Raw genomic sequence first — 25,144 nt, 5'->3', positions numbered from 1 at the left:
GATGAACGATCGCACCTGCATCGTCACGCGCAAGAGCGCCGAACCGGATGATCTGATCCGTTTCGTCGTCGGCCCGGATTCGACCGTTTTTCCGGACCTCAAGAGAAATCTGCCCGGCCGCGGTTGCTGGGTGACGGCCGACCGCCTACATATCGACAAGGCGGAGGCCAAGGGCATGTTCGCCCGCGCTTTCAAGGCGCAGGTCGTCGTGCCGCCTGAATTGGGCGCCATGGTCGATAATCTGCTCGCCAGATCGGCGCTTGGCGCGCTTGGGCTTGCCCGAAAGGCCGGTCTGGTGGCACTAGGTGCCGCCAAGGTCGACTCCACGGTCCGCGCCGGCAAGGCGCTTCTTGTACTCCATGCTTACGAGGGTGCTGAAGACGGCGTCCGCAAGATCACCCAGGCCCGCAAGGCCACAGTGCATATCGGCGGGCCTGCAACGCCTGCCTATAAACTTTTTTCGGAAGCCGAATTGGGTTTGGCATTGGGTGCAACAAATGTGATACATGCTGCCGTCCTCGCGGGAGAAGCGGGCAAGGCGGTCGCGAAGCGCATGGTTGCGCTTGACCGATATCGGGGCGGATCCCCGGATGATCTGGCAATGATTGCGGCGATTGCCTACGACGATGATGCCGCAGAGGATATGGAATGAGCGACACTAAATCGGGCGATGACAACACGTTGAGCGTCACTCCGAAGAAGACCTTGACGCTGAAGCGCCCGGGATCGGAGCAGGGAACCGTACGCCAGAACTTCTCGCACGGCCGCACAAAGCAGGTCGTCGTGGAGACCAAGAAGCGTAAGTTCTCCATGCCCGGCGACAAGCACGAGCCGACACCGGCTGCAGCCGTCTTTGCGCCCAAGCCTCAGCCCGCAGCTCCGGTGGCCGTAGCTCCGGTGGTCGCAGCGCCAGCGCCAGCGCCCGCGCCGGTCGTCGTGCGCGAAACGCCGCGGCCCCAGCCCGAGCGTTCGGGCATGGTCCTGAATGAATTGTCGCGCAGCGAGATGGATGCGCGTCGCCGCGCGCTCGAAGGTTCTGTCGCTCGCGAGCACGAGGAGCGCCAGCGCGCTGCCGACGACGCACGCCGCCGCGCCGAGGAAGATGAACGCCGCGGCCGCGAGCGCGAGGAATCGGCTCGCCGCCAGGCGGAAGAGGAAGCCCGTCTCAAGGCGGAGTCGGAATCGCGCCGTCGCGCCGAGGACGAAGCCCGTCGCCGCGCCCCCGCTGCAGCGCTCGAAGCCAATGTACCCGACGAGGTGGACGCCAAGCCGAAGGGCCGCGTCGGTCCCGGCGTCGCTGCTGCAGCGCCGATCCGCCGCATTGCGACCCCCGAGGTTGCCCGTCCGGCCAAGACCAAGACGGAAGACGACCGCCGTCGCGGCAAGCTGACGCTCAATACGGCGCTGACTTCCGGGGATGGCGACGCCCGTTCGCGTTCGCTGTCGGCGATGCGTCGTCGTCAGGAGAAGTTCAAGCGTGCGATGCACCAGGAAACGCGCGAAAAGATCGTGCGTGAGGTTATTCTTCCTGAGACCATTACCATTCAGGAACTGGCCCAGCGCATGTCCGAACGCGCCGTCGAGGTCGTCAAGTTCTTCATGAAGCAAGGCCAGATGTTGAAGCCGGGCGACGTCATCGACGCCGATACGGCTGAACTGGTCGCTTCCGAATTCGGCCACACGGTTCGCCGCGTTGCCGAGTCCGACATCGAAGAAGGCCTGTTCGACATCGCCGATCACAGCGCGACCCTGGTTTCGCGTCCGCCTGTCGTCACCATCATGGGCCACGTCGACCACGGCAAGACCTCGCTGCTCGACGCCATCCGCAATGCGAATGTGCAGTCGGGTGAAGCCGGCGGCATCACCCAGCACATCGGCGCCTACCAGGTCGAGAAGAACGGTCAGAAGATCACCTTCATCGACACCCCCGGCCACGCCGCCTTCACGGCGATGCGTGCTCGTGGTGCCCAGGCGACCGACATTGCGATCCTCGTGGTTGCGGCCGACGACAGCGTCATGCCGCAGACGATCGAGTCGATCAGCCATGCCAAGGCTGCCGGCGTGCCGATCATCGTGGCGATCAACAAGATCGACAAGCCGACGGCTGATGCCCAGAAGGTCCGCACCGAGCTGCTGCGCCACGAAGTCTTCGTGGAATCGATGGGCGGTGAAGTGCTCGACGTCGAGGTTTCGGCCAAGAACGGCACCAATCTCGACAAGCTGCTCGAGGCGATCCTGCTGCAGGCCGAAGTGCTCGACCTCAAGGCCAACCCCGACCGTACGGCCGAAGGTGTCGTCATCGAAGCCAAGCTCGACAAGGGCCGCGGCCCGGTCGCGACCGTCCTGGTCCAGACCGGTACGCTGATGCCCGGCGACATTCTCGTCGCCGGCAACCAGTGGGGCCGTGTCCGCGCGCTGGTCAATGACCGTGGTGAACACCTCGAAGAGGCGCCGCCGTCCATGCCGGTCGAGATTCTCGGCCTCCAGGGCACGCCTCAGGCTGGCGACCGCTTTGCGGTGGTCAACAACGAGGCCCGCGCTCGCGAGATCACCGAGTACCGCCAGCGCCTGGCGCGCGACAAGGCTGTCGCCAAGCACGCCACCCAGCGCGGCTCGCTCGAGCAGATGATGTCGCAGCTGCAGTCGTCCGGCCTCAAGGAGTTCCCGCTCATCATCAAGGGTGACGTGCAGGGTTCGGTCGAAGCGATCGTGGCTGCCCTCGACAAGCTCGGCACCGACGAGGTGCGTGCGCGCATCGTCCATTCGGGCGCCGGCGCCATCACCGAGAGCGACGTCACGCTCGCCGAAACCTCGGGTGCGGCGATCATCGGCTTCAACGTGCGCGCCAACGCGCAGGCGCGCCACGCCGCTGAACAGTCCGGGATCGAGATCCGCTACTACAACATCATCTACAGCCTCGTGGATGACGTTAAGGATGCGATGTCGGGCCTGCTGTCGCCGGAACGCCGCGAAACCTTCATCGGCAACGCCGAAATCCTCGAAGTCTTCAACATCACGAAGACCGGCAAGGTTGCGGGTTGCCGCGTCACCGAAGGCAAGGTCGAGCGTGGCGCAGGCGTCCGCCTGATCCGCGAAAACGTTGTCATCCACGAAGGCACGCTCAAGACGCTCAAGCGCTTCAAGGACGAAGTCTCCGAAGTGCCGGTCGGCCAGGAATGCGGTATGGCCTTCCAGAACTACGAAGACATGCGCCAGGGCGATGTCATCGAGTGCTTCCGCGTGGAGATGGTGACCCGGAGGCTCTAAGCCTCTGGCATTTGTCTCATCGTTTGGACGGTGGCCGGTCGGCCGCCGTCCGTTTTCGTGCAGCAGGAAGCGCGGTCCCATTCCGCCTCCTGCGACATATGGATTTTCAGGACCATGTCGCGTTTTCAGAGTTCAGGCCCGTCACAGCGCCAGCTTCGCGTCGGCGAACAGGTGCGCCATGCGCTTTCCGAAATGCTCCCGCGCGGAGAGATCATCGATCCGGTGATTGAAACGACTGTCATTTCGATCACCGAGGTGCGCATGTCGCCAGACCTCAAGATCGCCACCGCCTTCGTGTCGCCGATTGGCGCCAAGGATCCCGATACGGTCATCGAGGCGCTCAACAAATACGCCAAGTTCATCCGTGGCCGCGTTTCCTTTGCCTTGCGGCAGATGAAATACATGCCGGAATTCCGTTTCCGGCTGGACACCAGTTACGACAATTTCGCCAAGATCAACGATCTGCTGCGCTCGCCCGAAGTGGCGCGTGACCTCGACGGCGAAGAAGACAAGGAAGACTGACATGTCGCGTCGCGGCAAGAAGAAAGGCCGGCCCGTCTCCGGCTGGCTGGTGCTGGACAAGCCCGTGGGCATGGGCTCGACCGAGGCTGTCTCCAAGATCAAGTGGCTGTTCAATGCCGAAAAGGCCGGTCACGCCGGAACCCTCGACCCGCTGGCCTCCGGCATGCTGCCGATCGCGCTTGGCGAGGCGACCAAGACGGTGCCTTACGTCATGGACGGCGCCAAGGTTTACCGCTTTACCGTCTCCTGGGGCGAGGAGCGTTCCACGGACGACCTCGAAGGCCCGGTGACCAAGAGCTCCGACAAGCGTCCTTCCGAGGACGAAATCCGTGCCATCATGCCGAACTACACCGGCGTCATCATGCAGACGCCGCCGCAGTTTTCGGCGATCAAGATTGCCGGCGAGCGCGCCTATGACCTTGCCCGCGAGGGCGAGACGGTCGACATTCCGGCCCGCGAGGTCGAGATCGGCCGCCTCGAGATCATCGAAAACAGTGCTGATCGCACCGTTTTCGAGATCGATTGCGGCAAGGGCACCTATGTCCGGTCGCTCGCGCGCGACATGGGCCGCGATCTCGGCTGCTTCGGCCATATCTCCGAGCTTCGCCGCACCGAGGTCGATCCGTTCACTGCCGAAGACTTCGTCACCATCGCTGAACTCGAAGCTGCTCGCGCCGCCGGCCAGCCGGACGGCGAAGAGGGGAGCTGGGATTTCACCGCTATTGACGAGTTCGTCGTCGACACCGCCGCAGCGCTCGATTGCCTGCCGCAGGTCGCCGTGACCGACGAGGCTGCCAACAAGATCAGGCTTGGCAACCCGGTCATCGTGCGCGGCCGCGACGCGCCCGTGGAGGCCGAGGAGGCCTGCGCCACCGCGCGTGGCAAGCTGGTCGCCATCGGCGCCATCGAGCAGGGCATGTTCAAGCCCAAGCGCGTCTTCACCGCCTGACACTTGTACGCGGCTGCCGTTTCCGCTTGGATCGTCCCAGGTGATTCCGCGGGCGGAACGCGAATGGCAGGGGCTGAGACGATAGCAGTACGTCCATCACGACACGTGCGGCGGGCCCCTGTAGGGGCCTCGCCTGGCACGTTGATTGCCGATCCGTCCGCACGGCAATCGGCGCTCAACCTGACGCTGATTTCGCCCGACGCGTGCGAATTCATTAACAACGCCAGTCTGGACGATGTCGCGGCCGCTTGCGAGAAATGGCCGCTGATCTGGCTCGACTGCGTCGGTCTCGCCGACATCGCGCTGATCGAGGAAATCGGAAACATCTTCAGCCTGCACACGCTGGCGCTCGAGGATGTGGTCAACACCGGCCAGCGCCCGAAGGCCGACTTCTTCGACGACCATGCCTTCTTCGTGCTCAGCATGATCGACGATGCCAAGAGCGGCCGCTACGAGCAGATTTCATTCTTCTTCGGCGAGAACTTCGTCGTCACCTTCCAGGAGCGTGAGGGCGATCCGTTCGAACCGGTGCGCCAGCGCATCCGCATCTCGAACCCGAGCCGGCTGCGCCATCGTAAGGCCGACTATCTCGCCTATGCCCTGATCGACGCCGTCGTCGACAGCTACTTCCCGATCGTCGATGCCACCGGCGACAAGGTGGATGCGATCGAGGACGAACTGCTGGCCGCCCCCAGGAAGCAGCACATCAGCCAGTTGCACGGCCTGCGTCGGGCGACCAATCTGCTCAAGCGCACGCTTTGGCCGCTGCGCGATGCCCTGACGACCCTCATCCGCTCCGACGCCGCCTTTATCTCGGCCGAGACAAAGGTCTATTTCAACGACACGCTCGACCACTCGATCAGGTTGGCCGAGACAGTCGAATCCCAGCGCGAAACGATGATCGGCCTTATCGAAATGCAGTTGTCGCTGTCGCAATCGCGCACCAACGAGATTATCGGCGTGCTGACGATCGTCTCGGCGATCTTCATCCCGCTGACCTTTCTCGCCGGCATCTGGGGAATGAATTTCGACCCCACCATATCGCCCTGGAACATGCCCGAGCTGTTGTGGCCTTATGGCTATCCCGTGGCCCTCGGCTTCATGGCCCTGGTCGCGATCTCGCTGGTGTTGTTTTTCCGCTGGCGGAAATGGCTCTGAACCCCGGCCCGGAGCCGGCTTGCGAAATAGCTGGCATTTGCCGCCAAATTCCACTATATGCGCCGCAACATCGCGTCTTTTGCCGCTTTGTTCATCGGCCCCAGCTGGACGACATCCCGGCCGTGGGCGTCCCGTTTCCTCCAGATCGAAAGGAAAAACACGATGTCGATCACTGCCGAGCGCAAGTCGGAACTCATGGGCGAATTCGCAACCGTCAAGGGCGACACCGGTTCTCCGGAAGTCCAGGTTGCCATCCTCTCCGAGCGCATCAAGAACCTGACCGAGCACTTCAAGGACCACAAGAAGGACAACCACTCCCGTCGTGGTCTTCTGGCGCTCGTCTCCCAGCGTCGCAGCCTGCTTGATTACCTCAAGCGCAAGGACGACGCACGCTATCAGACGCTGATCGAGAAGCTCGGTCTGCGCCGCTGACGAATTGACCGGCGGGCTCTCCTTGTGGGAGCCCGCCGGTCGCGCATTCAGGGCCATCAACCGGATGGTCCCTCGGCCCGATCCTGCCACAGGGTGCGGTCGCGTCGAAAAGGTTCCGGAGCGCCAAAGGGAAGCGCCCGAACCGCCCATGGACGGTCATGGGGCAGGATTGCAGGACGTTCGGTCGGCCGCCTTCGCGGCCAACATCCACCACCGAGCTTCTTGTTGTCTTGCCCGTGGCTGGCCAAACTGAAGCCAGGCACATGATCAGGAAGGCCCTGTGGTTTTCCCGGATCCCGTGCCTAACAAGCCAGGGAATGGGCGCGCCGCCGAGCGGCGTTGCCACTCCCGCTACGAAGGACAAGATATGTTCAAACACCACAAAGTCGAAATCGAGTGGGCCGGCCGTCCGCTCATCCTCGAGACCGGCAAGATCGCGCGTCAGGCTGACGCCGCCGTTCTCGCCACCTACGGCGAGACCGTCGTTCTCGCGACGGTCGTTTCGGCCAAGGAGCCGAAGCCCGGCTTCGACTTCTTCCCGCTGACCGTCAACTACCAGGAAAAGACCTACGCAGCCGGCAAGATCCCCGGCGGCTATTTCAAGCGTGAAGGCCGTCCGAGCGAAAAGGAGACGCTGGTCTCCCGCCTGATCGACCGCCCGATCCGTCCGCTCTTCGCCGCCGGCTACAAGAACGACACCCAGGTCGTCATCACGGTTGTCCAGCACGACCTCGAAAACGATCCTGATATCCTGTCGATCGTTGCCACCTCGGCTGCCTTGACGCTCTCGGGCGTGCCTTTCATGGGCCCGATCGGCGGCGCGCGCGTCGGCTACATCAACGGCGAATACGTGCTCAACCCGCACATCGACGAGATGCAGGAATCCAAGCTCGACCTCGTTGTCGCCGGCACCGATGCCGCCGTGCTGATGGTCGAGTCGGAAGCCAAGGAACTGGCCGAAGACATCATGCTCGGTGCCGTCATGTTCGGTCACCGTGGCTTCCAGCCGGTCATCGACGCCATCATCAAGCTGGCCGAAGTGGCCGCCAAGGATCCGCGCGACTTCACCGCGCCGGACTATTCCGAGCTTGAAGCCGAGATGCTGAAGATCGTCGAAGGCGAACTGCGCGACGCCTACAAGATCACCGACAAGCAGGCCCGCTACACCGCCGTCGACGCGGTCAAGACCAAGGTCAAGGCAGCCTTCGCCGCTGAAGGCGAAGAAGCTCCGAAGTGGTCGGCCGACAAGGTCGCAACCGTGTTCAAGGAACTCCAGGCCAAGATCGTGCGCTGGAACATCCTCGACACCGGTTCGCGCATCGATGGTCGTGACCTCAAGACCGTCCGCCAGATCGTTTCCGAAGTCGGCGTCCTGCCGCGTACCCACGGTTCGTCGCTGTTCACCCGCGGCGAGACCCAGGCGCTTGTCGTTGCCACGCTCGGCACCGGCGAAGACGAGCAGTATGTCGACGCGCTGACCGGCATGTACAAGGAGAAGTTCCTCCTTCACTACAACTTCCCGCCCTATTCGGTTGGCGAAACCGGCCGCATGGGCTCGCCCGGCCGCCGCGAAATCGGCCACGGCAAGCTCGCCTGGCGCGCTGTCCGCCCGATGCTGCCGGCTGCCGAGCAGTTCCCCTACACGCTGCGCGTCGTCTCCGAGATCACCGAGTCCAACGGCTCGTCGTCGATGGCCACCGTCTGCGGCACCTCGCTGGCGCTGATGGATGCGGGCGTTCCGCTGCAGAAGCCGGTTGCCGGCATCGCCATGGGCCTGATCAAGGAAGGCGAGCGCTTCGCCGTCCTGTCGGACATCCTCGGCGACGAGGATCACCTCGGCGACATGGACTTCAAGGTTGCCGGCACGACCAACGGCATCACCGCGCTGCAGATGGACATCAAGATCGACGGTATCACCGAAGAGATCATGAACATCGCGCTCGGCCAGGCCAAGGACGGCCGCCTGCACATCCTCGGCGAAATGGCCACGGCCCTGTCGGAAGGCCGCTCGGAACTGGGCGAATTCGCTCCGCGCATCGAGGTCATGCACATCCCGACCGACAAGATCCGTGAAGTCATCGGCTCGGGCGGCAAGGTCATCCGCGAGATCGTCGAAAAGACCGGCGCCAAGATCAACATCGAGGACGACGGCACGGTCAAGATCGCTTCGTCGAACGCCAAGGAAATCGAAGCGGCCAAGAAGTGGATCCACACCATCGTGGCTGAGCCGGAAGTCGGCGAGATCTACGAAGGCACGGTCGTCAAGACCGCTGACTTCGGCGCCTTCGTCAACTTCTTTGGCCCGCGCGACGGCCTCGTCCACATCTCGCAGCTTGCCAACGACCGCGTTGCCAAGACCTCGGATGTGGTCAAGGAAGGCGACAAGGTCTGGGTCAAGCTGATGGGCTTCGACGAGCGCGGCAAGGTCCGCCTGTCGATGAAGGTCGTCGACCAGGAAACGGGCAAGGAAATTGCTCGCGACAAGAAGGCTGAAGGCGAAGAATCCGCCGCCTGATAGCCTGATAGCCTGATAAGTTGATAAGAAGCGGGCGCGCCGTAAGGTCGCGCCCGTTTTCGTTTGTTGTGCGTCTTTCGAGGCTCGCTTCGCTCACACCTCAGGATGAGGTAGGTAGCGGCTCGGTGGCAGCATGACAGGTTCCATCAAGCCACAACATCTCCGGTTGGTGGCGCCACCAACCCTCATCCTGAGGTGCTTGCCGAGGGCGAGCCTCGCAGGACGCACGACTAGGATGCCAGAATGCGCGATGCCCTGAAAACCCTGTTCTATCCCTTCGAGGCCGACGTCCTGGCGATGCCGGGGCAGGGCGCGCGCGTGCTGTTCATCGGCGCCGAGCCGGGCTTCAGGACGCCGCAGGGCTTCGACGCAAAGCTTTCCCTGGTTCAGGGCTTTCGACCCCACGTGCTGGCCTTGGCGGCCGCGGGACATGATGTGACGGCCCGCGCCGAGGAAGACGGCTTCGACACCGCTCTCGTGCTCGCTGGCAGGCATCGCGGCCTCAACGAATTGCGAATTGCCGAGGCGATCGAGCGCGTGGCGGCCGGCGGCCTGATCGTTGTTGCCGGCGGCAAGGACGACGGCATTGCCAGCCTGCGCAAGCGGCTTGGCTCGATGGTCGAGATCGAGGACCATCTGCCCAAGTATCACGGCACCGCATTATGGTTTCGGCGCACCGCGCAGGCGGACGCTGCCGCTGCCACCTTGCGCGCTGACAATCCCGAGCAACTGGTCGAGGACCGCTTCCGCACCGCGCCCGGCATGTTCTCGTTCGAACGCGTCGACGCCGGCTCGCGCCTTCTGGCCGACAACCTGCCGTCCGACATCAAGGGCAAGGTCGCCGACTTCTGCGCCGGCTGGGGTTATGTCGCCGCCGAGGTGGCCGCGCGCGCCAAGGAACTCAAGGCGCTCGACTTGTTCGAGGCCGACTTCGACGCGCTGGAGGCGGCCAAGGCCAACGTGCCCAATACCCCTGTCCAGCCCGCGTTCCACTGGCAGGATCTCGCCAAGGAACCGGTCGAGCGGCGCTACGATTTGGTGGTGATGAACCCGCCGTTCCATCAGGATCGCGATGCCGATCCGGAGATCGGCCAGCGCATGATCAAGGCGGCATCTGCCGCGCTCAAGCCGGGCGGCAGGCTGTTCATGGTGGCCAACCGCCATCTGCCCTACCAGCCCGTGCTGGCGGCAACATTCTCATCGGTTCAGGAAATAGCCGTCGACAGCGCCTTCAGGGTCTATTCCGCCAAGCGCTGAGCGTACGTTTTCAGTGCAGGCTGGTGGGGCGGTCAGCGGGAACGACAAGCCCTGCGTCACCAATGACCAGCGGCGCCGGCCGTCCGAAGAAATAGCCCTGCACCACCTGGCAGCCAGCCGCCCTGAGCAGGGTGGCCTGGTTTTCCGTCTCGACGCCCTCGGCAATGGTGCGCACGCCGAGCGCCCTGGACAGGCCGACGATGGTCGAGACCACGGCGCCGGAATTGCTGTCGGTTTCCATGCGGCTGACGAAGGAACGGTCGATCTTGAGCTTGTGGAACGAGAAGTCGATCAGGTAGGCGAGGTTAGAGTAGCCGGTGCCGAAATCGTCGACGGCCACCGAAATGCCCATCGCCGTCAGCTGCTTCAAGATCAGGGCGGCGCGGTCGCGGTCCTGCATCATCGCCGATTCGGTCAGCTCCAGTTCGAGCCGCTTGGGCGCGATGCCGGTTTCCTTGATGATCTTCTCGACGATGCCGACGAAGTCGCGGGTCATGAACTGGACCGGCGAAATGTTGACCGCCACGAAGCAGTCTTCCGGCAGCAGGCGCGCATCGGTGCAGGCCTTGCGCAGCACCCATTCGCCGATCGGGGCGATCATGCCGGTTTCTTCGGCGACCGAGATGAACTCGTTGGGCGCGATCATGCCGCGCTCGGGGTGGTTCCAGCGGATCAACGCCTCGTAGCCGACGACGCGGCCGGTCGGCAGGTCGAGCTGCGGCTGGTAGTGAAGGTCGAAGTCGCCGCGCTCGAAGGCGACATGCAGTTCCGACTCGACCCACTGGCGGTGATCTGCGACGCGGCCCATCTCGGGCTGGAAAACGGTCCAGGCGCCGATGCCGCTGGCCCGCGCGTTCTGCAGCGCCAGGTTGGAGCGGCGCAGCAGCGTCACCGGATCGTAGCCGTCCTTGGGCATGGCGACGACGCCGACGGACACGTTGACCGACTGGAGATGCGATGCCAGCGGGTAAGGCCGCATGAGATCGTGGATGACGCGGTCGATGAGCGCTTCGAGCGACCCGTGCAAGGCCTGGTCGGGATAGAGGATGGCGAATTCGCCGGCGCCGATGCGGCCGACGACCACGTCGCGCGGCAGCGCCGCCTTGAGCCTTGCGGTGAAGGCACGGATCAGCGCGTCACCGTTGCTGTAGCCGATGGCATCGTTGATCTGCTTGAAGCGGTCGATGTCGATATCGATGAGGAACACCGGCTTGCCGGTTCGTGCCGTGGCCGACGCCGCCTCGGCGATCTTGCCGACCATTGCGGTACGGGCCAGAAGCCCGGTCAGCTTGTCGAAATGGGTCTCGTTGAAGACGTAATCGGCCGATTCGTCGATGCCGGCGAAGAACGACATGGCTGCAATCGACGCAGCGAGCGCGCAAAGCGCGGCGATGACCGCGCTGGCAACTTCCGTGGGCATGCCGCCGATGTTGTCGCCAAGGGCGAACTTCAGCCCCCACATGCCCAATGTGAAACTGCCCAACCCCGAACTGGCGATGGTGACGAGCCGAAACAGCGGGCTTCGACGGGGATTCCTGACGGCAGGCATGCGTGACTTTCCTAACTTGCGTGGCATCACTACCGATTCGCTCGTTAAGATCGCTTGCGGCGATTGTCTACAATTTTAATTTGGGCAAGAATTTTCACCCCGCCGCAAGTCTTCCCATAAGCGCAAAAGACGCTGCAAAAGCATGAATAGGTACATGGGATTTGCCGGAAATCGAATCCGATTTCCGGATACTACTCGCGGCCACCGTCCATCTGCTTGAGCTCGTCGAGCGTCGGCATCGAGACGATGTGATAGCCCGAATCAACGTAATGGATCTCGCCGGTGACGCCCGACGACAGGTCCGACAGCAGATACAGCGCCGAACCGCCAACCTCGTCGAGGGTCACGGTACGCCGCAGCGGCGAGTTGCGCTGCTGGTAGGAGAACATGTGGCGGGCATCCGAGATGCCAGCACCTGCCAGCGTGCGCACCGGGCCGGCCGAGATGCCGTTGATGCGGATGCCGCGCGGGCCGTAGTCGTTGGCAAGATACCGGACACTGGCCTCGAGGCCTGCCTTGGCGACGCCCATGACGTTATAGTTGGGCATGACGCGCACCGACCCGGCATAGGTCAGGGTGATCATCGAGCCGCCGTCGTTCATCAGGGCCGCAGCGTGCTTGGCGACTTCGGTGAACGAAAAGCACGAGATCACCATGGTGCGCACGAAATTTTCGCGCGTGGTGTCGGCGTAGAGACCCTTGAGCTCGTTCTTGTCGGAGAAGCCGATGGCGTGGACCAGGAAGTCGATGCCGCCCCACTTTTCCCTGAGCGTGTCGAAGGCGGCAGCCACCGAGGCGCTGTCCTCGACATCGCAGGGCACCAGGATCTCCGCGCCGACCTTCTCGGCCAGCGGCTTGACGCGGCGGCCAAAGGCCTCGCCCTGATAGGTGAAGGCAAGCTCGGCGCCGTGCTGGGCGAGCTTCTGCGCGATACCCCAGGCAATGGAGTGGTCGTTCGCGACGCCCATGATGAGCCCGCGCTTGCCCTTCATCAATCCATCCATGTCGGTGTCCCTATGCGGAGAGGCGCTGGAAAACGAGCGTGGCGTTGGTGCCGCCGAAGCCGAAGGAATTGGACAGCACCGTGTCGATCTTGGCGTTGTCGATGCGCTTGCGCACGATCGGCATGCCTTCGAATTCCGGGTCCAGCTCTTCGATATGGGCGCTCTCGCCGATGAAGCCGCCCTGCATCATCAGGATCGAGTAGATCGATTCCTGCACGCCGGCAGCACCCAGCGAGTGGCCGGTCAGCGACTTGGTCGAGGTGATGTTGGGGAGCTTGTCTGCAAAGACTTCGCGGATCGCGCCCATTTCCTTCGAATCGCCCACCGGCGTCGAGGTACCATGGGTGTTGATGTAGTCGACCGGACCCTTCACCGTCGACAGTGCCTGGCGCATGCAGCGCATGGCGCCTTCGCCCGACGGCGCGACCATGTCGTAGCCATCGGAGGTGGCGCCGTAGCCGACCAGTTCGCAATAGATCCTTGCGCCGCGCGCCTTTGCGTGTTCGAGCTCCTCGAGCACCAGCACGCCCGCGCCGCCGGCGATGACGAAGCCGTCGCGGTTGGCGTCATAGGCGCGCGAGGCGACCGAGGCGCGGTCGTTGTACTTGGACGACATGGCTCCCATGGCGTCGAACAGGTTCGACATGGTCCAGTCGAGGTCCTCGTGGCCGCCGGCGAACATGACGTCCTGCTTGCCCCACTGGATCATCTCGGCGGCGTTGCCGATGCAATGCGCCGAGGTCGAGCATGCCGACGAGATCGAATAATTGACGCCGTGGATCTTGAACCAGGTGGCGAGCGTTGCCGATGCTGTCGAAGACATCGCCTTCGGCACGGCGAATGGCCCAATGCGCTTGGGGCTGTTGTTCTTCAGAGTGATCTCGGCGGCTTCGACGATGGTGCGGGTCGAAGGACCACCCGAACCCATGATGATGCCGGTGCGTTCGTTGCCGGAAATGACGTTCTCTTCGAGACCGCTGTCGGCGATCGCCTGCTTCATGGCGACATGGTTCCACATGCCGCCCTGCGACAGGAAGCGCGCGGCGCGACGGTCGACAAGCTCGGTCGTGTCGAGATTCGGCGCGCCCCAGACCTGGCACTTGAAGCCATGTTCGGCAAAGGATTCGGAAAAGCTGATGCCGGACTTGGCGTCACGCAGCGAAGCCTGAACCTCGGAGGCGTTGTTGCCGATGGACGATACGATGCCAAGGCCAGTTACGACGACACGTCTCATGAGAATCTCCGGTCCAGTGTATGGGGCCGATCAGACGGCCGAGGCTTCCTGCTTCGAGAGCCCGACCTTCAGGTCGGTAGCCTTGTAGATAGGTTCGCCGTCAGCCTTCAGCCAGCCATCGGCGATGCCGAGCACCAGGCGGCCGCGCATGACGCGCTTGAAGTCGATGCCGTATTCGACTTTCTTCACCGAAGGCGTGACCATGCCCTTGAACTTCACCTCGCCGGTGGAGAGCGCCATGCCCTTGCCGGACTCGCCGAGCCAGCCGAGGAAGAAGCCGGTCAGCTGCCACATGGCGTCGAGGCCGAGGCAGCCCGGCATGATGGGATTGCCGATGAAATGGCAGGGGAAGAACCAAAGGTCCGGCTTGATGTCGAATTCGGCGCGGACGAAGCCCTTATCGAACTCGCCGCCGGTCTCGCTGATCTCGGTGATGCGATCGAACATCAGCATCGGCGGGGCCGGCAACTGGGCATTGCCGGGTCCGAACAGCTCGCCGCGGGCACATGCCAGCAATTCTTCGTAGCCGTAGCTGGATTTCTGATCGGCCATGAACACCTTCCCCGTAATAGTTCTCGGGCGGTGCCACGCCCTTCTTGTGTGCTCTCACTAGCACAGACTGTTTGCAGCCGGAAACCGGCGTTTGCGATTAACGTGCCCGTCCGCCTGGGTCAATGCGCGCTATTGATCGCATTTGAACGACAGAATATATGTCAGGCATAGCTTGCCGGCGTTCCATTCGGATTTGAGAGCGCCTGGCGGATATTATTGAGGCGAAGGCCAACTTCGACGAGGCAAACCGAGTGGATTCCCGCAAGGCCAGTATTGCTGTGGAAGCGCGTGTCCGCGACGCGGGGCTGAGGCCCACGCGGCAGCGCATCGCGTTGGCCGAACTCCTGTTCGCAAAGGGCGACCGCCATCTCTCGGCGGAGGAGCTGCACGAAGAGGCGCTGGGCGCCGGCGTGCCGGTGTCGCTGGCGACCGTCTACAACGCGCTGCACCAGTTCACCGAGTCCGGGCTGCTGCGTATTCTCGCGGTCGAAGGTTCGAAGACCTATTTCGACACCAACACCTCCGACCACCACCACTTCTTCATCGAAGGCGAAAACCGCGTGTTCGATATCGAATCGGGCCCGGTCACGGTCACCAACCTGCCGGAGCCTCCGGAAGGCATGGAAATCGCCAATGTCGATATCGTGGTGAGGCTCAGGCCCAAGCGCCAGGCCTGAGGTCGGCGATCCCGGCTGCGGCAGCCGGGAAGATAACTCAGTTCTCGATGCTTTCGCCGGGATATGCACCCCAGACCTGCGACTGGTTGAGCCAGCCGCTCGTGCCGGCAAAGGTCATCTCGCACCATTCGCCGTTGCACTGCTTGATCGAGCCGATCACGCCTGGGTCGATGACGGCGACGGTGCGCGCGCCCTGTTCGGGTTTGGCCAGCAGGTTGAGCTGTGCCGGCTTGCCGCGCTGCCAGGGAGCCGTCATCGCCGTGCGGTGGCCCGACAGCAGCGACTGGTTGATCCAGCCCTCGGCACCTTCCGAGTCGCGCACGCGGCGCCAGTTGTCATATTCCTGGATGATTTCCATCGGCAGGCCCGGCTTGAGATAAAGCCAGTCGACCGGATAGTTGACGCCGGGGCCGATGCGCGAATTGACCTTGCCGGATTTCAGGCTGACGAATCGCGGCAGCGGCAGCCCGCTCGGGCCGAGCCTGACGTCCTGGGCCGCCACGGCGGGGCCAACCAGACCGGCATTCGGCGAAACGAAAGCAATGCCGATCAGTGCTGCGCTGACGGCCAGGCGGAGCGACGCGAAACCAGACACTTCCGTAACCTCTGTTTGAACCTGGTGTCCTTTTGGCGGGCACCCTTTTTCTTTGTCTTCGGCGGCACTGCTTGTTACACAGATTACCGCTCAGTGATCGGTTCCCAGTTTCGCCGGTCTTGGTTAAAGAGGTCTCAACGAGATCTTCGTCGAGGATAGAATGGCCGGTCGAAAAAAGCCTCTCGTCGTCATTACGCGCAAGCTGCCCGACCAGGTCGAGACGCGCATGCGCGAATTGTTCGACGCGCGCCTCAATGTCGACGACCGACCGATGACCCAGCCGGAACTGGTGGCGGCGGTCAAGGAGGCCGACGTGCTGGTGCCGACGGTCACTGACACCATCGACGCAGCCCTGATCGAGCAGGCCGGGCCTAATCTCAAGCTGATCGCCAATTTCGGCAATGGCGTCGACAAGATCGATGTCACCGCTGCCGCGAAACGCGGCATCACCGTCACCAACACGCCGAATGTCTTGACCGAAGACACGGCCGACATGGCGATGGCGCTGATGCTCGCCGTGCCGCGCCGCCTGACCGAGGGCGCGAGCGTTCTCACCGGCGACAAGAAATGGGCTGGCTGGTCGCCGACCTGGATGCTCGGCCGCCGCATCGGCGGCAAGCGTCTCGGCATCGTCGGCATGGGCCGCATCGGCACCGCCGTCGCCCGCCGCGCCAAGGCTTTCGGCCTATCGATCCACTATCACAACCGCCACCGCGTGCTGCAGTCGGTCGAAGACGAACTGGAGGCGACGTACTGGGAAAGCCTCGACCAGATGCTCGCCCGCATGGACATCATCTCGATCAACTGCCCGTCGACGCCGGCGACCTTCCATCTGCTGTCGGGGCGCCGGCTGGCGCTGATGCAGCCGCACGCCTACCTCGTCAACATCGCCCGTGGCGACATCATCGACGAGGATGCACTGGTCAAGATGCTGCAGGATGGCAAGCTTGCCGGTGCTGCCCTCGACGTCTTCGAGCATGAGCCGGCGGTCAACCACAAGCTGCTCAAGCTCGCCGCCAAGGGCAAGGTGGTGCTGATGCCGCATATGGGCTCGGCCACCATCGAAGGCCGTATCGACATGGGCGAGAAGGTCATCATCAACATCCGTGCCCATGTCGACGGGCATCGCCCGCCGGATAGGGTACTGCCGCTCAGGACCTGATCAGCGAGGGCGCTGCACGTTCGCTGCGTCCTTCGAGGCTCGAAGGACGCACTGATGAATTCAGTCCGTCAGGTCCGAACCCCGAATCGTCACCTCGCCGTCAGCCCCGACCCGCACTTGCTGGCCTTCGAAGGCGCTGAACGCGTCGCGCGGCAACTTCACCGCCACCGGGGTCATCCAGCCCATCTCGCGCGCCACGATCAGCCCGAGCAGCAGGATGGCGTCGGGCTCGTGCAGCACCAGCGCCGTCGGCGCATGGCCGGCATGCACCAATTCCATCAGCACCGCCGACGCCGACGACGAGCCGATGGTGCCGGGCAGGAACAGCACTTTGCCGGCGATGCTCTCTCCGCATTCAGGATGGCGCACGTCGGCAATGCGTCCGGATTTCGGATCGACCCCACCCCAGAAGCTGATCGGCGCCGACAGGATCAGTGCCGGGCCTTCGCCCGCCTGGCCTGGTACCAGGATTGCGGCCTGGCTCATCGTCCGATCTCCGCAAACCGCGGCCTGCCGGCGACGGCGCTCTCGACGCAATCGGCGAGCGAGCCATAAAGCACGGCATAACCGGTATTGCCGGGCGCATAGTGGGCGAACTTGCCGGAATTGGTCATCAGCACGCCGCCCGACCGGTCGGGCAGGATCGGCGTCACGACCACGCAGGTATCAGCGACGATGACCACGCCCAGGTCTTCCAGCGCCTTGCGCCTGCCGTCGCGGTCGAGTTCGCCAAGAACATGCCGGCCGGTGCAGGCGTGGATCGGCACTGTGAGTCGCCGCCCTGATATCAGCCGCTCCAGCGCGTCGAATTCCGCCAGCGACAAATGCGGGCTGCCGATGGCGACGGCGTCGATTCGGTCGGTGCTTTCAGCGGTCGACAAGCGCGCCTGCGCCTCGGCGACCATGTCCGGCGTGACGCGGATCACAGTTTCGGCCTCCACGTCGCCCAGCGCCGTCTCGGCATCGGGTGCTTCCGGCGTCACGCTTGCGATATGAAACAGCCCGACCGCGCCCGACGAGGCCGCGGCGGCACCGAATGCCTTGAGCGCGTCCTCGCCGGGATCGCGCGCAACGCCTGCGACCACGCCGATGGCGTCGCCGACCTCGCGGCCATAAAGGCTGCCCAGCACCGGCCAGGCGATCTCGGAAGCCATGAAGGCCCGGGGCAGGGCGGAGACGTCGAACACCAGCCTGGCCAGGCGATTTTCCGGCCGGTGCAGGCCATAGTCGGGCGCCCGGCCCGATATGGCGCAGGCGATGTCGAGGAAATCGCCGTAGCGGTTGGTGCGCGCGCCGAGGACCGAATTGCAGAATACCACCGCGTTCGATTCGCCCCAGGCGACATCGGTGCCCAGAGTGGGCCGGTGGCCGGCCTGATAGGGAGCGCAGGTCCAGCTCTGTTCGCAGCCGAGCTTGCGGTAGGCCTCCATCATCCGCCGCGCCATCGAGCGTTGCGGCTCTTCGAGGCGCACGCGCGCGCAGCCCATGAGGTCGAGCGCGCCGACATTGAGCGTCGAACGCACCGCTACCCGCGCGCCGCCTTCGACCAGTCTTTCTGCGAACAGCGTGCCCGAATCGCCATGGTAGAGCGCGCCGTCGATATGCGCCGATGCGATCGGGAGCAGCCTGGGGGCGCCGAGCAGGGCGGCACTTTCGGCGACGATGCGCATCGCCATCGCCGCACCATCGGTGCCATTGGCGATTCGCCGCTCGTCGGCTGTGAGTTTAAGGCTCAATTGAGCGTCTTTCGGTAGGTGATCGAGGTCGGGCGGCCGTAACCTTCGTGTGCCGTGCGCTCGAATTCGACGAAACCCATCCGTTCGAAGGTCGCGTGATTGGCTTCGAGCTCGATTCGGGTCTGCAGTTCGAGTGTGGGTTTGCCTTGCGCGACGGCATGGTGTTCGGCCGCCTGCATCAGCGCCCGGCCGATGCCCATCCCGCGGGCACTGTCATCGACCGCCAGCTTGCCGACATAAAAGGCGTCGGCGCGCTCGGCGGCGAAGATGCAGCCGGCGAGCCTGCCGTCCAGCGTGGCGATGAAACAGATCTCGTTTCTGGCCTTGTCGCGAAGGTTGGCCGGCGTCAGCCGATGCGCCGAGGACGGCGGGTCGATGACACCGTCCATGTAGGCGAAGGACCGCATGATCAGGTCGTGCAATTCGGCCCAGGCCGAAAAATCCTCGGGGAGGCGGGTGACGATCAGGCCGGTCATCGTCAGGGCGCCTTGTAGCGGACCGTGTCGAACCGGGCGCCGAGCGCATCGTAGAGCAGCAGGCGGCCGACCAGCGGTTCGCCGATGCCGGTGATCAGCTTGATCGCCTCCATTGCCTGCAGCGTGCCGATGACGCCTGTCAGCGCGCCGAGCACGCCTGCCACCGCGCAGGAGGGCACAAGTCCCGCCGGCGGCGGTTCGGGAAACAGGTCGCGGTACGAGGGGTTTCGGCGTCCGTCGGCGCCGGACTCGAACGGCTTCAGCACGGTGATCGAGCCGTCGAAACGACCGACCGCGGCATGCACCAGCGGCCGTTTCACTTCGGCGCTGGCGTCGGCCACGGCGTAGCGTGTCTCGAAATTGTCGGAACCGTCGATGACCATGTCATAGCCGGCGATCAGATCCGCCGCATTGTCGGGCGTCAGCCTGAGCTTGTGCAGTTCGACCGTCACATGCGGGTTGATGCGCAGGATCGCGGTCCTTGCGCTTTCGGCCTTGGAGATGCCGATCGACTGGGTGTCGTGGATCACCTGGCGCTGCAGGTTGGACAACGAGACATGATCGTCGTCGACGATGCCGAGCGTGCCGACGCCTGCCGCCGCCAGATATTCAAGAACCGGCGCGCCGAGCCCGCCGGCGCCGATCACCAGCACGCGGGCGCGCTTCAGCTTCTGCTGGCCCGGGCCGCCGATCTCCGGCAGCACGATGTGGCGGGCGTAGCGTTCGAGTTCTTCTGAAGAGAGCGGGGCCGACTGGTTCATGACGCAACCATATCGCCGCGAGTTCTGCTTGTCAGTCCGGTAGCGGCGCGATCTATAGGTCCATGCCGTCCGGAGCGACTGTCGCTCGAACGCTGCCGTGGTCGACGGTCAGGAACTGCGCCCGCCCAGCAAGGCTCGAAAACAGGCTGGCTTCGGTGCCGGTCATAAAGGCCTGGCAGTTGAGCTCCTCGAGAATTTCGAACAGCGCCGCGCGGCGTCCGGCGTCGAGATGGGCGGCGATCTCGTCGAGCAGCAGGATGGGGGCGGCGCCCGCCATCTCGCCGGTCAGGCGCGCATGCGAGATGACGATGCCGACCAGCAGTGCCTTCTGCTCGCCGGTCGAGCACAGTTCGGCCGGCATCGATTTCGGCCGATGGCGGACCAGGAGGTCGGAGCGATGTGGGCCTTCCAGCGTGCGCCCCGCCGCACGGTCGCGGTCGCGGCCGCTGGCGAGCGCCTGGCGGAAGCGCTCTTCCAGTTCCACCGCCGGCATGTTGCCGATGCTTTCCTCCAGCGTTCCGGAAAGCGCCAGCTCGGCTTGCGGAAAGGGACCGGTCTCGGGCATGCGGCCGATCATGGCGGTAAGCAGCCGCACCATCTCGACGCGGGCGGCGGCGATAGCCGCACCGGTCTCGGCCATCTGGATCTCGATCGCATCGAACCAGGCGGTGTCGCGGCGGTCCTCTGAAAGCAGCCGGTTGCGGCCGCGCATCGCCTTTTCGTAGTCGAGCGCGCGCTGACCGTGTGCCGGGTCGATGGCCAGCACCAGCCGGTCGAGGAAGCGCCTGCGGTCGCCGGTCGGCCCGGTGAACAGCGCGTCCATCGACGGCGTCAGCCAGACCACGCGCAGCCAGTCGAGCATCTCGTCGGCCGACTTTGCATTGGCGCCGTTGATGCGAACGCGCCGGCCAGCTTCGTTGGCGGCTTCCGGTGCGGTGCCTGTGCCGATCTCGACATCGCCGAACGATCCTTCGATGCCGGCATGCACGGCAAAGCCGCCGGCACTGCCTTCGCGCGCCACGTCAGGATAGGGCGCACGGCGCAGCCCGCGCCCAGGCGTCAGAAACGAAATCGCTTCGAGCAGGTTGGTCTTGCCGGCGCCGTTGTCGCCGGTGAACACCACGGCACCGGGCCTGAGGTCGAGCGCAAGCGAGGCATAGTTGCGGAAGTCCGTAAGCGTGAGCTTACGGATATGCGTCGAGGGGGTGCGTTTTCGCTCGCCCCCCGGTTCCTGGTCTGGCACGGGCGTCGGGGCGCTACACGCGCATCGGCATCAGCACGTAGAGAGCGTTCTCGTCGGCTGTGTCGTGGATGAGCGTGGGGGAGCCGGCATCGGCCAGCATGAAGCGCGCTTCGCTGCCCGAGAGCTGGGCGGCGACGTCGAGCAGGTACTTGGCGTTGAAGCCGATCTCGATCGGGTCCGACGAGTAGTCGGCGGCGAGTTCTTCGGTCGCGCTGCCCGAATCGGGGTTGTTGACGGCAAGTGTCACCTGGCCGTCGGCGATCGTCAGCTTCACCGCGCGGCCGCGCTCGGACGAGATCGTCGAGACGCGGTCGACGGCCGCGGCAAAGCTCTGCCGGTCGATGATCAGCTGCTTGTCGTTGCCGCTCGGAATGACGCGCTGGTAGTCGGGGAAGGTACCGTCGATCAGCTTCGAGGTCAGGATCACGCCGCCGATGGTCAGGCGGATCTTGGTATCGGAAAGCTCGGTCGTCACCGCCACGTCGGGCGTGTCCATCAGCTTCTGCAACTCGCTGACCGTCTTGCGCGGGATGATGATGCCCGGCATGCCTTCCGATCCGGCCGGCGCCTCGACCTCCGCACGGGCGAGGCGGTGGCCGTCGGTGGCAACCGCACGCAGCATCAGCTTGCCGCCGCTCTCATGCGTGTGAAGGTAAATGCCGTTGAGGTAGTAGCGCGTCTCTTCGGTCGAGATGGCAAATTGCGTCTTGTCGATCAGGCCCTTCAGCGCCTGGGCGTCGAGCCGGAAGATATGCGAGAAGGTGCCGGCCGAAAGCTCCGGGAAGTCCGACTGCGGCAGGCACTGCAGCCGGAAGCTCGAACGGCCCGACACCACCGACATGGCGTTGCCGTCTTCGTCGGTCCTCAGCATCACTTCGGCGCCGTCGGGCAGCTTGCGCACGATGTCGTAGAGCAGGTGGGCGGGTACGGTGGTCGCGCCGCCTTGCTCGATATTTGCCGGCGTAGCTTCAGAGATCTCAAGGTCGAGGTCAGTGGCCTTGAGTTCGAGGCTTGCGCCGTTGGCCTGGAGCAGCACGTTGGAAAGAATCGGGATCGTGTTTCGCCGCTCCACCACGCGGTGCACGTGGTTCAGCGACTTCAACAGGTTGGAGCGTTCCAGGATAACACGCATGACGAAACAGGCTCGCTTATTTGAAGGTGCGGGCTCACGGGCTCGAATGCGCCCGGGAAAGCCCGCAACACGATCGGAATTGCGCCGAGTCTGACAGTAAAAACTATGGAAAGGCAAGCCCGCGCAGCCATTCCAGGGCGGTTGCGCGGGCGTTCTGGGGATAAGTGGCGGACGTCGATCGGTCGCCGCCGCCACCGAGCCGTCAGGCCTGGTCGTTGATCAGCCTTCTCAGCAGCTCGAGTTCCTGCGCCAGCGTGTTGTCGCCGCCCGAGAGGTCCTCGATCTTGCGCACGGCGTGCAGCACGGTTGTGTGGTCGCGGCCGCCGAAGCGCCTGCCGATCTCGGGCAGCGAGCGCGGCGTCATCACCTTCGACAGATACATGGCGATCTGGCGCGGCTTGACGATGGTGCGGGTGCGGCGGTTCGAAAGGAGCTCCGTCTTCGACACGTTGTAGTGGCGCGCGACGACGCGCTGGATGTCTTCGATACGCACGCGCTTGGGCTCGCCCGAGCGATAGATATGGCCGAGGATCTCGTCGATCCGCTCGATCGACAGCTGCGGTTCGAACGACTGGCGGAAGATCAACTGGTTGAAGGCGCCTTCCAGTTCGCGGCCGCTGCCGGTGACCGTGCGGGCGACATGGGCGAGGATCTCCTCGTCGATGGCAAGGTTCGGGTCTTCGTTCTTGGCGCCGGCAAAGCGCATCTTGAGCATGCCCAGGCGCATGCCGAAGTCCGGCGCCGACATTTCGAGCGCCACGCCGCCATTGAGGCGTGAGCGGACGCGGGGTTCGAGCGATTCCAGTTCTGCCGGCGGGCGGTCGGCTGCCACCACGACCTGCTTGGCCGAGTCGAGCAGCATGTTGATGAGATGGCAGAACTCGTGCTGGATCGACTTGCCCTGCAGGAACTGCATGTCGTCGATGATCAGCAGGTCGATGTCGCGCAGCTGTTCCTTGAGCGTCAGCGCGTTGTTGTCGCGGATCGCGGTCGCAAAACGCCACATGAAGTATTCGGCCGTCAGGTAGACGACACGCGACTTCGGGTTCTGGCGCAGCGACTCCGCGGCGATCGCCTGGAGCAGGTGCGTCTTGCCGAGACCGACGGTGGCGTGGAGGAACAGCGGGTTGAAGCGCGAGTTCGATTCCGCAACCGCACGGGCGGCGGCCAGCGCCACGCGATTGGACGGGCCTTCGACGAAGGACTGGAACGTGTAGCGCGGGTCGAGCGGCGAGCCGAGAACGCTCTGCTTGAACTCCGCATCCGCCGTGCCGTTGCGGGCAGGGGCGGGGCGTTCGGTGCGTCCGGCAGCCACGGTGCTGGTGGCCAGGGCCGTCTGAGCCTGGCGCACCGGCTTGCGCAGTGCTGCGGCCTCGGCTTCGACGCCGGGACGCATCTGGCGGGTGGCCGTGCGGATGATGATTTCGAGCTTCAGGAGCTCGGGTTCTTCCTGCCGCCAAAGCTCGGAAATCAGATCCAGATAGTGGCTGTTGATCCAGGAACGCAGGAAGGCCGTCGGCACCGAAAGGCGCACCACGCCCTTCGAAGTCTCGGCAAGCTTCATGCGGCCGAACCAACTCGAGAATACTTCGCTGCCCAGGCGAACCTGCAGCTGCGTCTTGACCCGGTCAAAATTCTTCTCTGCGGCGCTGGTTGCTGCCACTTCGTTCCCCTCGATCAGTTCGCCGGTAAAAAGAAAGCCCGCATTTGCTTCCCTTTCGATGCCGCTTTGCATGTCGCAATCCCTAACCTTCGGTCCTCGTTGCCGTATGGGGATGCGCCGCTCGCATCTCCACCGGTATGTTCATTCGGGATGCTGCCGTTTCCGGCGAGGCCCCGTATCGCCTTCCTCGGCGCCGTCAGGCGCTTTCGGAAGGCTGGTGCTGCGGGGGCAGCAGCACCAGGCAAATGCGTAGCCCTCCGGCGAAATCGCCGGTGCATTGCAAAGTCACCATGCCGTGTATCCCCACACGCCCCAAGTATAGCTCGAAGTGAGCACGCCTCCCCCGATCGCGGATTCCATCCACGCCGAGAACGCCGCCGATTTTTAGGCTTGGCAGAGGGCTTGGTGCCCGTCCCTTCGATGAAAAGACCTTACAAAAATCGCTGTGGACAGGGCAAGGCCGAGTCTAACGCGTTTTTAATGAATCTGCTTAGCCCCCGCCCGGATTCAAAGCCCGTTTGTGTCCCTCGCGCGGCCAAAGCCTTTGTGATTCAAACCCTTTTCCGGGGATCGAAAAAAACCGGGCCCTGCTGGAAAAAATTATAAAAGAATCCGCTTGACACCAACTTGTCCCCCAAGCCCCGTGGGTGACGTGAACAAGCTGTGGATGACCGTTCACAACTCTATGAATTTACAGGAGAATTTCTGCCAGGGTGAGTCTGCGGGGGAGGCCGCTTGCTGCAGTTGTACTTATGAGAATAGCCGCATATGCCGGCAAAGAACTTGGTGCCCCAAGGGTATGCTCGCACGGCCATTGCGGACTGCTTTTCCGGCTGTTTTCGGACAAAAGAAAAACCCGGCTGGTGAGGCCGGGTTGATCAGAAATCCAATTGCTTGCAGGGCTTAGGCGGAAAGCGCCTTGAGCCGCTGAGCCAGGCGCGAAACCTTGCGCGAGGCGGTGTTCTTGTGGACCACGCCCTTGCTGGCGGCGCGCATCAATTCCGGCTGAGCGGCGTTGAAGGCGGCTTCTGCCTTTGCCTTGTCGCCCGAGGCCAGTGCCTCTTCGACCTGGCGGATGTAGGTCCGGACGCGCGAACGGCGGTTCTTGTTGACCGCAGTGCGGGCGGCAATCTTGCGGGTAGCCTTCTTGGCCGAGGAGGTATTGGCCATGGTGCCTCTCTTTGATCTATGGTGGGCGCGAGCAGCTTCCCGCAAAGCGCAGAAATCATTCGGGCGTCCCTAGGGGCGCCTCGGTTGGTG

General features: G+C 63.9%; 23 protein-coding genes. 10 read left to right on the top strand and 13 right to left on the bottom strand.

Features of this window, described 5'->3' with window-relative positions:
• Nucleotide 1 precedes the first annotated feature (1 nt).
• The 8 genes from GGQ99_RS21940 to GGQ99_RS21905 all read left to right on the top strand — a co-directional run bounded on the left by GGQ99_RS21940 (nucleotide 2) and on the right by GGQ99_RS21905 (nucleotide 10,100).
• Nucleotides 2-652 carry an RNA-binding protein gene (locus tag GGQ99_RS21940; RefSeq protein ID WP_183264187.1) on the top strand — a complete coding sequence of 217 codons (651 nt, stop codon included), beginning with the start codon at nucleotides 2-4 and terminating at the stop codon, nucleotides 650-652.
• On the top strand, nucleotides 649-3,267 hold the full coding sequence (gene infB, locus GGQ99_RS21935; protein WP_183264170.1) for a translation initiation factor IF-2: 2,619 nt from the start codon (nucleotides 649-651) through the stop codon (nucleotides 3,265-3,267). The genes GGQ99_RS21940 and infB overlap by 4 nt, the downstream gene beginning before the upstream one ends.
• 114 nt (nucleotides 3,268-3,381) lie before the next feature.
• A complete protein-coding gene (gene rbfA, locus GGQ99_RS21930; protein WP_108609539.1) occupies nucleotides 3,382-3,789 on the top strand; it encodes a 30S ribosome-binding factor RbfA in 408 nt (135 codons plus the stop codon).
• A gap of 1 nt (nucleotide 3,790) precedes the next feature.
• Nucleotides 3,791-4,738, top strand: coding sequence for a tRNA pseudouridine(55) synthase TruB (gene truB, locus GGQ99_RS21925; RefSeq protein ID WP_108605397.1), 948 nt, complete (start codon nucleotides 3,791-3,793; stop codon nucleotides 4,736-4,738).
• A 63-nt stretch (nucleotides 4,739-4,801) separates the two neighbouring features.
• The gene (gene corA / locus GGQ99_RS21920; protein ID WP_108605396.1) at nucleotides 4,802-5,896 is read left to right on the top strand and encodes a magnesium/cobalt transporter CorA; all 1,095 of its coding nucleotides are present in this window, start codon (nucleotides 4,802-4,804) and stop codon (nucleotides 5,894-5,896) included.
• A 57-nt stretch (nucleotides 5,897-5,953) separates the two neighbouring features.
• On the top strand, nucleotides 5,954-6,328 hold the full coding sequence (gene rpsO / locus GGQ99_RS21915; RefSeq protein WP_275543110.1) for a 30S ribosomal protein S15: 375 nt from the start codon (nucleotides 5,954-5,956) through the stop codon (nucleotides 6,326-6,328).
• A 367-nt stretch (nucleotides 6,329-6,695) separates the two neighbouring features.
• The gene (gene pnp / locus GGQ99_RS21910; protein ID WP_108605395.1) at nucleotides 6,696-8,843 is read left to right on the top strand and encodes a polyribonucleotide nucleotidyltransferase; all 2,148 of its coding nucleotides are present in this window, start codon (nucleotides 6,696-6,698) and stop codon (nucleotides 8,841-8,843) included.
• A 243-nt stretch (nucleotides 8,844-9,086) separates the two neighbouring features.
• The gene (locus tag GGQ99_RS21905; protein ID WP_108605394.1) at nucleotides 9,087-10,100 is read left to right on the top strand and encodes a class I SAM-dependent methyltransferase; all 1,014 of its coding nucleotides are present in this window, start codon (nucleotides 9,087-9,089) and stop codon (nucleotides 10,098-10,100) included.
• Nucleotides 10,101-10,110: 10 nt separating this feature from the next.
• On the opposite strand, the gene GGQ99_RS21900 is transcribed toward GGQ99_RS21905, so the two are convergent.
• From GGQ99_RS21900 to fabA, 4 genes are all read right to left on the bottom strand, one after another.
• Complete coding sequence (locus GGQ99_RS21900) at nucleotides 10,111-11,649, bottom strand: putative bifunctional diguanylate cyclase/phosphodiesterase (protein WP_183264169.1); 1,539 nt, start codon at nucleotides 11,647-11,649, stop codon at nucleotides 10,111-10,113.
• Nucleotides 11,650-11,840: 191 nt separating this feature from the next.
• A complete protein-coding gene (gene fabI, locus GGQ99_RS21895) occupies nucleotides 11,841-12,653 on the bottom strand; it encodes an enoyl-ACP reductase FabI (RefSeq protein ID WP_183264168.1) in 813 nt (270 codons plus the stop codon).
• Nucleotides 12,654-12,663: 10 nt separating this feature from the next.
• A complete protein-coding gene (gene fabB, locus GGQ99_RS21890) occupies nucleotides 12,664-13,887 on the bottom strand; it encodes a beta-ketoacyl-ACP synthase I (RefSeq protein ID WP_183264167.1) in 1,224 nt (407 codons plus the stop codon).
• 30 nt (nucleotides 13,888-13,917) lie between these two features.
• Nucleotides 13,918-14,439, bottom strand: a complete 522-nt coding sequence (gene fabA / locus GGQ99_RS21885; protein ID WP_108605390.1) for a 3-hydroxyacyl-[acyl-carrier-protein] dehydratase FabA — start codon at nucleotides 14,437-14,439, stop codon at nucleotides 13,918-13,920.
• Between the two features lie 251 nt (nucleotides 14,440-14,690).
• Between fabA and irrA the strand changes: the two genes are divergently transcribed.
• Complete coding sequence (gene irrA, locus GGQ99_RS21880) at nucleotides 14,691-15,116, top strand: iron response transcriptional regulator IrrA (protein ID WP_183264166.1); 426 nt, start codon at nucleotides 14,691-14,693, stop codon at nucleotides 15,114-15,116.
• A 37-nt stretch (nucleotides 15,117-15,153) separates the two neighbouring features.
• On the opposite strand, the gene GGQ99_RS21875 is transcribed toward irrA, so the two are convergent.
• Entirely contained in the window at nucleotides 15,154-15,711 is a 558-nt protein-coding gene (locus tag GGQ99_RS21875) for an SH3 domain-containing protein (protein WP_108605388.1), read from the bottom strand.
• 160 nt (nucleotides 15,712-15,871) lie between these two features.
• Between GGQ99_RS21875 and GGQ99_RS21870 the strand changes: the two genes are divergently transcribed.
• Entirely contained in the window at nucleotides 15,872-16,873 is a 1,002-nt protein-coding gene (locus GGQ99_RS21870) for a 2-hydroxyacid dehydrogenase (RefSeq protein WP_108605387.1), read from the top strand.
• A 60-nt stretch (nucleotides 16,874-16,933) separates the two neighbouring features.
• Here the strand turns inward: GGQ99_RS21870 and GGQ99_RS21865 are convergent, their stop codons facing one another.
• The 8 genes from GGQ99_RS21865 to rpsT all read right to left on the bottom strand — a co-directional run bounded on the left by GGQ99_RS21865 (nucleotide 16,934) and on the right by rpsT (nucleotide 25,054).
• Nucleotides 16,934-17,359, bottom strand: a complete 426-nt coding sequence (locus GGQ99_RS21865) for an aconitase X swivel domain-containing protein (RefSeq protein WP_183264165.1) — start codon at nucleotides 17,357-17,359, stop codon at nucleotides 16,934-16,936.
• Nucleotides 17,356-18,609 carry an aconitase X gene (locus GGQ99_RS21860; RefSeq protein WP_183264164.1) on the bottom strand — a complete coding sequence of 418 codons (1,254 nt, stop codon included), beginning with the start codon at nucleotides 18,607-18,609 and terminating at the stop codon, nucleotides 17,356-17,358. Before GGQ99_RS21860 ends, GGQ99_RS21865 begins: the two co-directional genes overlap by 4 nt.
• Complete coding sequence (locus GGQ99_RS21855; protein ID WP_183264163.1) at nucleotides 18,606-19,085, bottom strand: GNAT family N-acetyltransferase; 480 nt, start codon at nucleotides 19,083-19,085, stop codon at nucleotides 18,606-18,608. The genes GGQ99_RS21860 and GGQ99_RS21855 overlap by 4 nt, the downstream gene beginning before the upstream one ends.
• Nucleotides 19,086-19,087: 2 nt before the next feature.
• On the bottom strand, nucleotides 19,088-19,846 hold the full coding sequence (locus GGQ99_RS21850) for a molybdopterin-synthase adenylyltransferase MoeB (protein ID WP_108605383.1): 759 nt from the start codon (nucleotides 19,844-19,846) through the stop codon (nucleotides 19,088-19,090).
• A 52-nt stretch (nucleotides 19,847-19,898) separates the two neighbouring features.
• The gene (recF, locus tag GGQ99_RS21845; protein WP_183264162.1) at nucleotides 19,899-21,089 is read right to left on the bottom strand and encodes a DNA replication/repair protein RecF; all 1,191 of its coding nucleotides are present in this window, start codon (nucleotides 21,087-21,089) and stop codon (nucleotides 19,899-19,901) included.
• A 13-nt stretch (nucleotides 21,090-21,102) separates the two neighbouring features.
• Nucleotides 21,103-22,221, bottom strand: a complete 1,119-nt coding sequence (gene dnaN / locus GGQ99_RS21840; protein ID WP_183264161.1) for a DNA polymerase III subunit beta — start codon at nucleotides 22,219-22,221, stop codon at nucleotides 21,103-21,105.
• Between the two features lie 202 nt (nucleotides 22,222-22,423).
• Nucleotides 22,424-23,956 carry a chromosomal replication initiator protein DnaA gene (dnaA, locus tag GGQ99_RS21835; RefSeq protein ID WP_108605380.1) on the bottom strand — a complete coding sequence of 511 codons (1,533 nt, stop codon included), beginning with the start codon at nucleotides 23,954-23,956 and terminating at the stop codon, nucleotides 22,424-22,426.
• Between the two features lie 831 nt (nucleotides 23,957-24,787).
• Entirely contained in the window at nucleotides 24,788-25,054 is a 267-nt protein-coding gene (gene rpsT / locus GGQ99_RS21830; protein WP_055980783.1) for a 30S ribosomal protein S20, read from the bottom strand.
• Nucleotides 25,055-25,144 lie beyond the last annotated feature (90 nt).

Source organism: Aminobacter niigataensis (genome assembly GCF_014200015.1).
In the GTDB taxonomy this organism is placed as follows: Bacteria; Pseudomonadota; Alphaproteobacteria; order Rhizobiales; family Rhizobiaceae; genus Aminobacter; species Aminobacter niigataensis.
Note: the sequence above shows the minus strand (reverse complement) of the source record. Positions and strands in the feature narration are given on the sequence as shown.

Coding starts and splice junctions, on each gene's coding strand:
- truB (WP_108605397.1), top strand. CDS start 3,791: ATGTCGCGTCGCGGCAAGAAGAAAGGCCGGCCCGTCTCCGGCTGGCTG.
- fabB (WP_183264167.1), bottom strand. CDS start 13,887: ATGAGACGTGTCGTCGTAACTGGCCTTGGCATCGTATCGTCCATCGGC.
- infB (WP_183264170.1), top strand. CDS start 649: ATGAGCGACACTAAATCGGGCGATGACAACACGTTGAGCGTCACTCCG.
- dnaN (WP_183264161.1), bottom strand. CDS start 22,221: ATGCGTGTTATCCTGGAACGCTCCAACCTGTTGAAGTCGCTGAACCAC.
- GGQ99_RS21870 (WP_108605387.1), top strand. CDS start 15,872: ATGGCCGGTCGAAAAAAGCCTCTCGTCGTCATTACGCGCAAGCTGCCC.
- corA (WP_108605396.1), top strand. CDS start 4,802: ATGGCAGGGGCTGAGACGATAGCAGTACGTCCATCACGACACGTGCGG.
- rpsO (WP_275543110.1), top strand. CDS start 5,954: ATGCGCCGCAACATCGCGTCTTTTGCCGCTTTGTTCATCGGCCCCAGC.
- GGQ99_RS21855 (WP_183264163.1), bottom strand. CDS start 19,085: ATGACCGGCCTGATCGTCACCCGCCTCCCCGAGGATTTTTCGGCCTGG.
- dnaA (WP_108605380.1), bottom strand. CDS start 23,956: ATGCAAAGCGGCATCGAAAGGGAAGCAAATGCGGGCTTTCTTTTTACC.
- GGQ99_RS21905 (WP_108605394.1), top strand. CDS start 9,087: ATGCGCGATGCCCTGAAAACCCTGTTCTATCCCTTCGAGGCCGACGTC.
- GGQ99_RS21865 (WP_183264165.1), bottom strand. CDS start 17,359: ATGAGCCAGGCCGCAATCCTGGTACCAGGCCAGGCGGGCGAAGGCCCG.
- rbfA (WP_108609539.1), top strand. CDS start 3,382: ATGTCGCGTTTTCAGAGTTCAGGCCCGTCACAGCGCCAGCTTCGCGTC.
- GGQ99_RS21850 (WP_108605383.1), bottom strand. CDS start 19,846: ATGAACCAGTCGGCCCCGCTCTCTTCAGAAGAACTCGAACGCTACGCC.
- GGQ99_RS21900 (WP_183264169.1), bottom strand. CDS start 11,649: ATGCCTGCCGTCAGGAATCCCCGTCGAAGCCCGCTGTTTCGGCTCGTC.
- fabI (WP_183264168.1), bottom strand. CDS start 12,653: ATGGATGGATTGATGAAGGGCAAGCGCGGGCTCATCATGGGCGTCGCG.
- rpsT (WP_055980783.1), bottom strand. CDS start 25,054: ATGGCCAATACCTCCTCGGCCAAGAAGGCTACCCGCAAGATTGCCGCC.
- fabA (WP_108605390.1), bottom strand. CDS start 14,439: ATGGCCGATCAGAAATCCAGCTACGGCTACGAAGAATTGCTGGCATGT.
- GGQ99_RS21940 (WP_183264187.1), top strand. CDS start 2: ATGAACGATCGCACCTGCATCGTCACGCGCAAGAGCGCCGAACCGGAT.
- pnp (WP_108605395.1), top strand. CDS start 6,696: ATGTTCAAACACCACAAAGTCGAAATCGAGTGGGCCGGCCGTCCGCTC.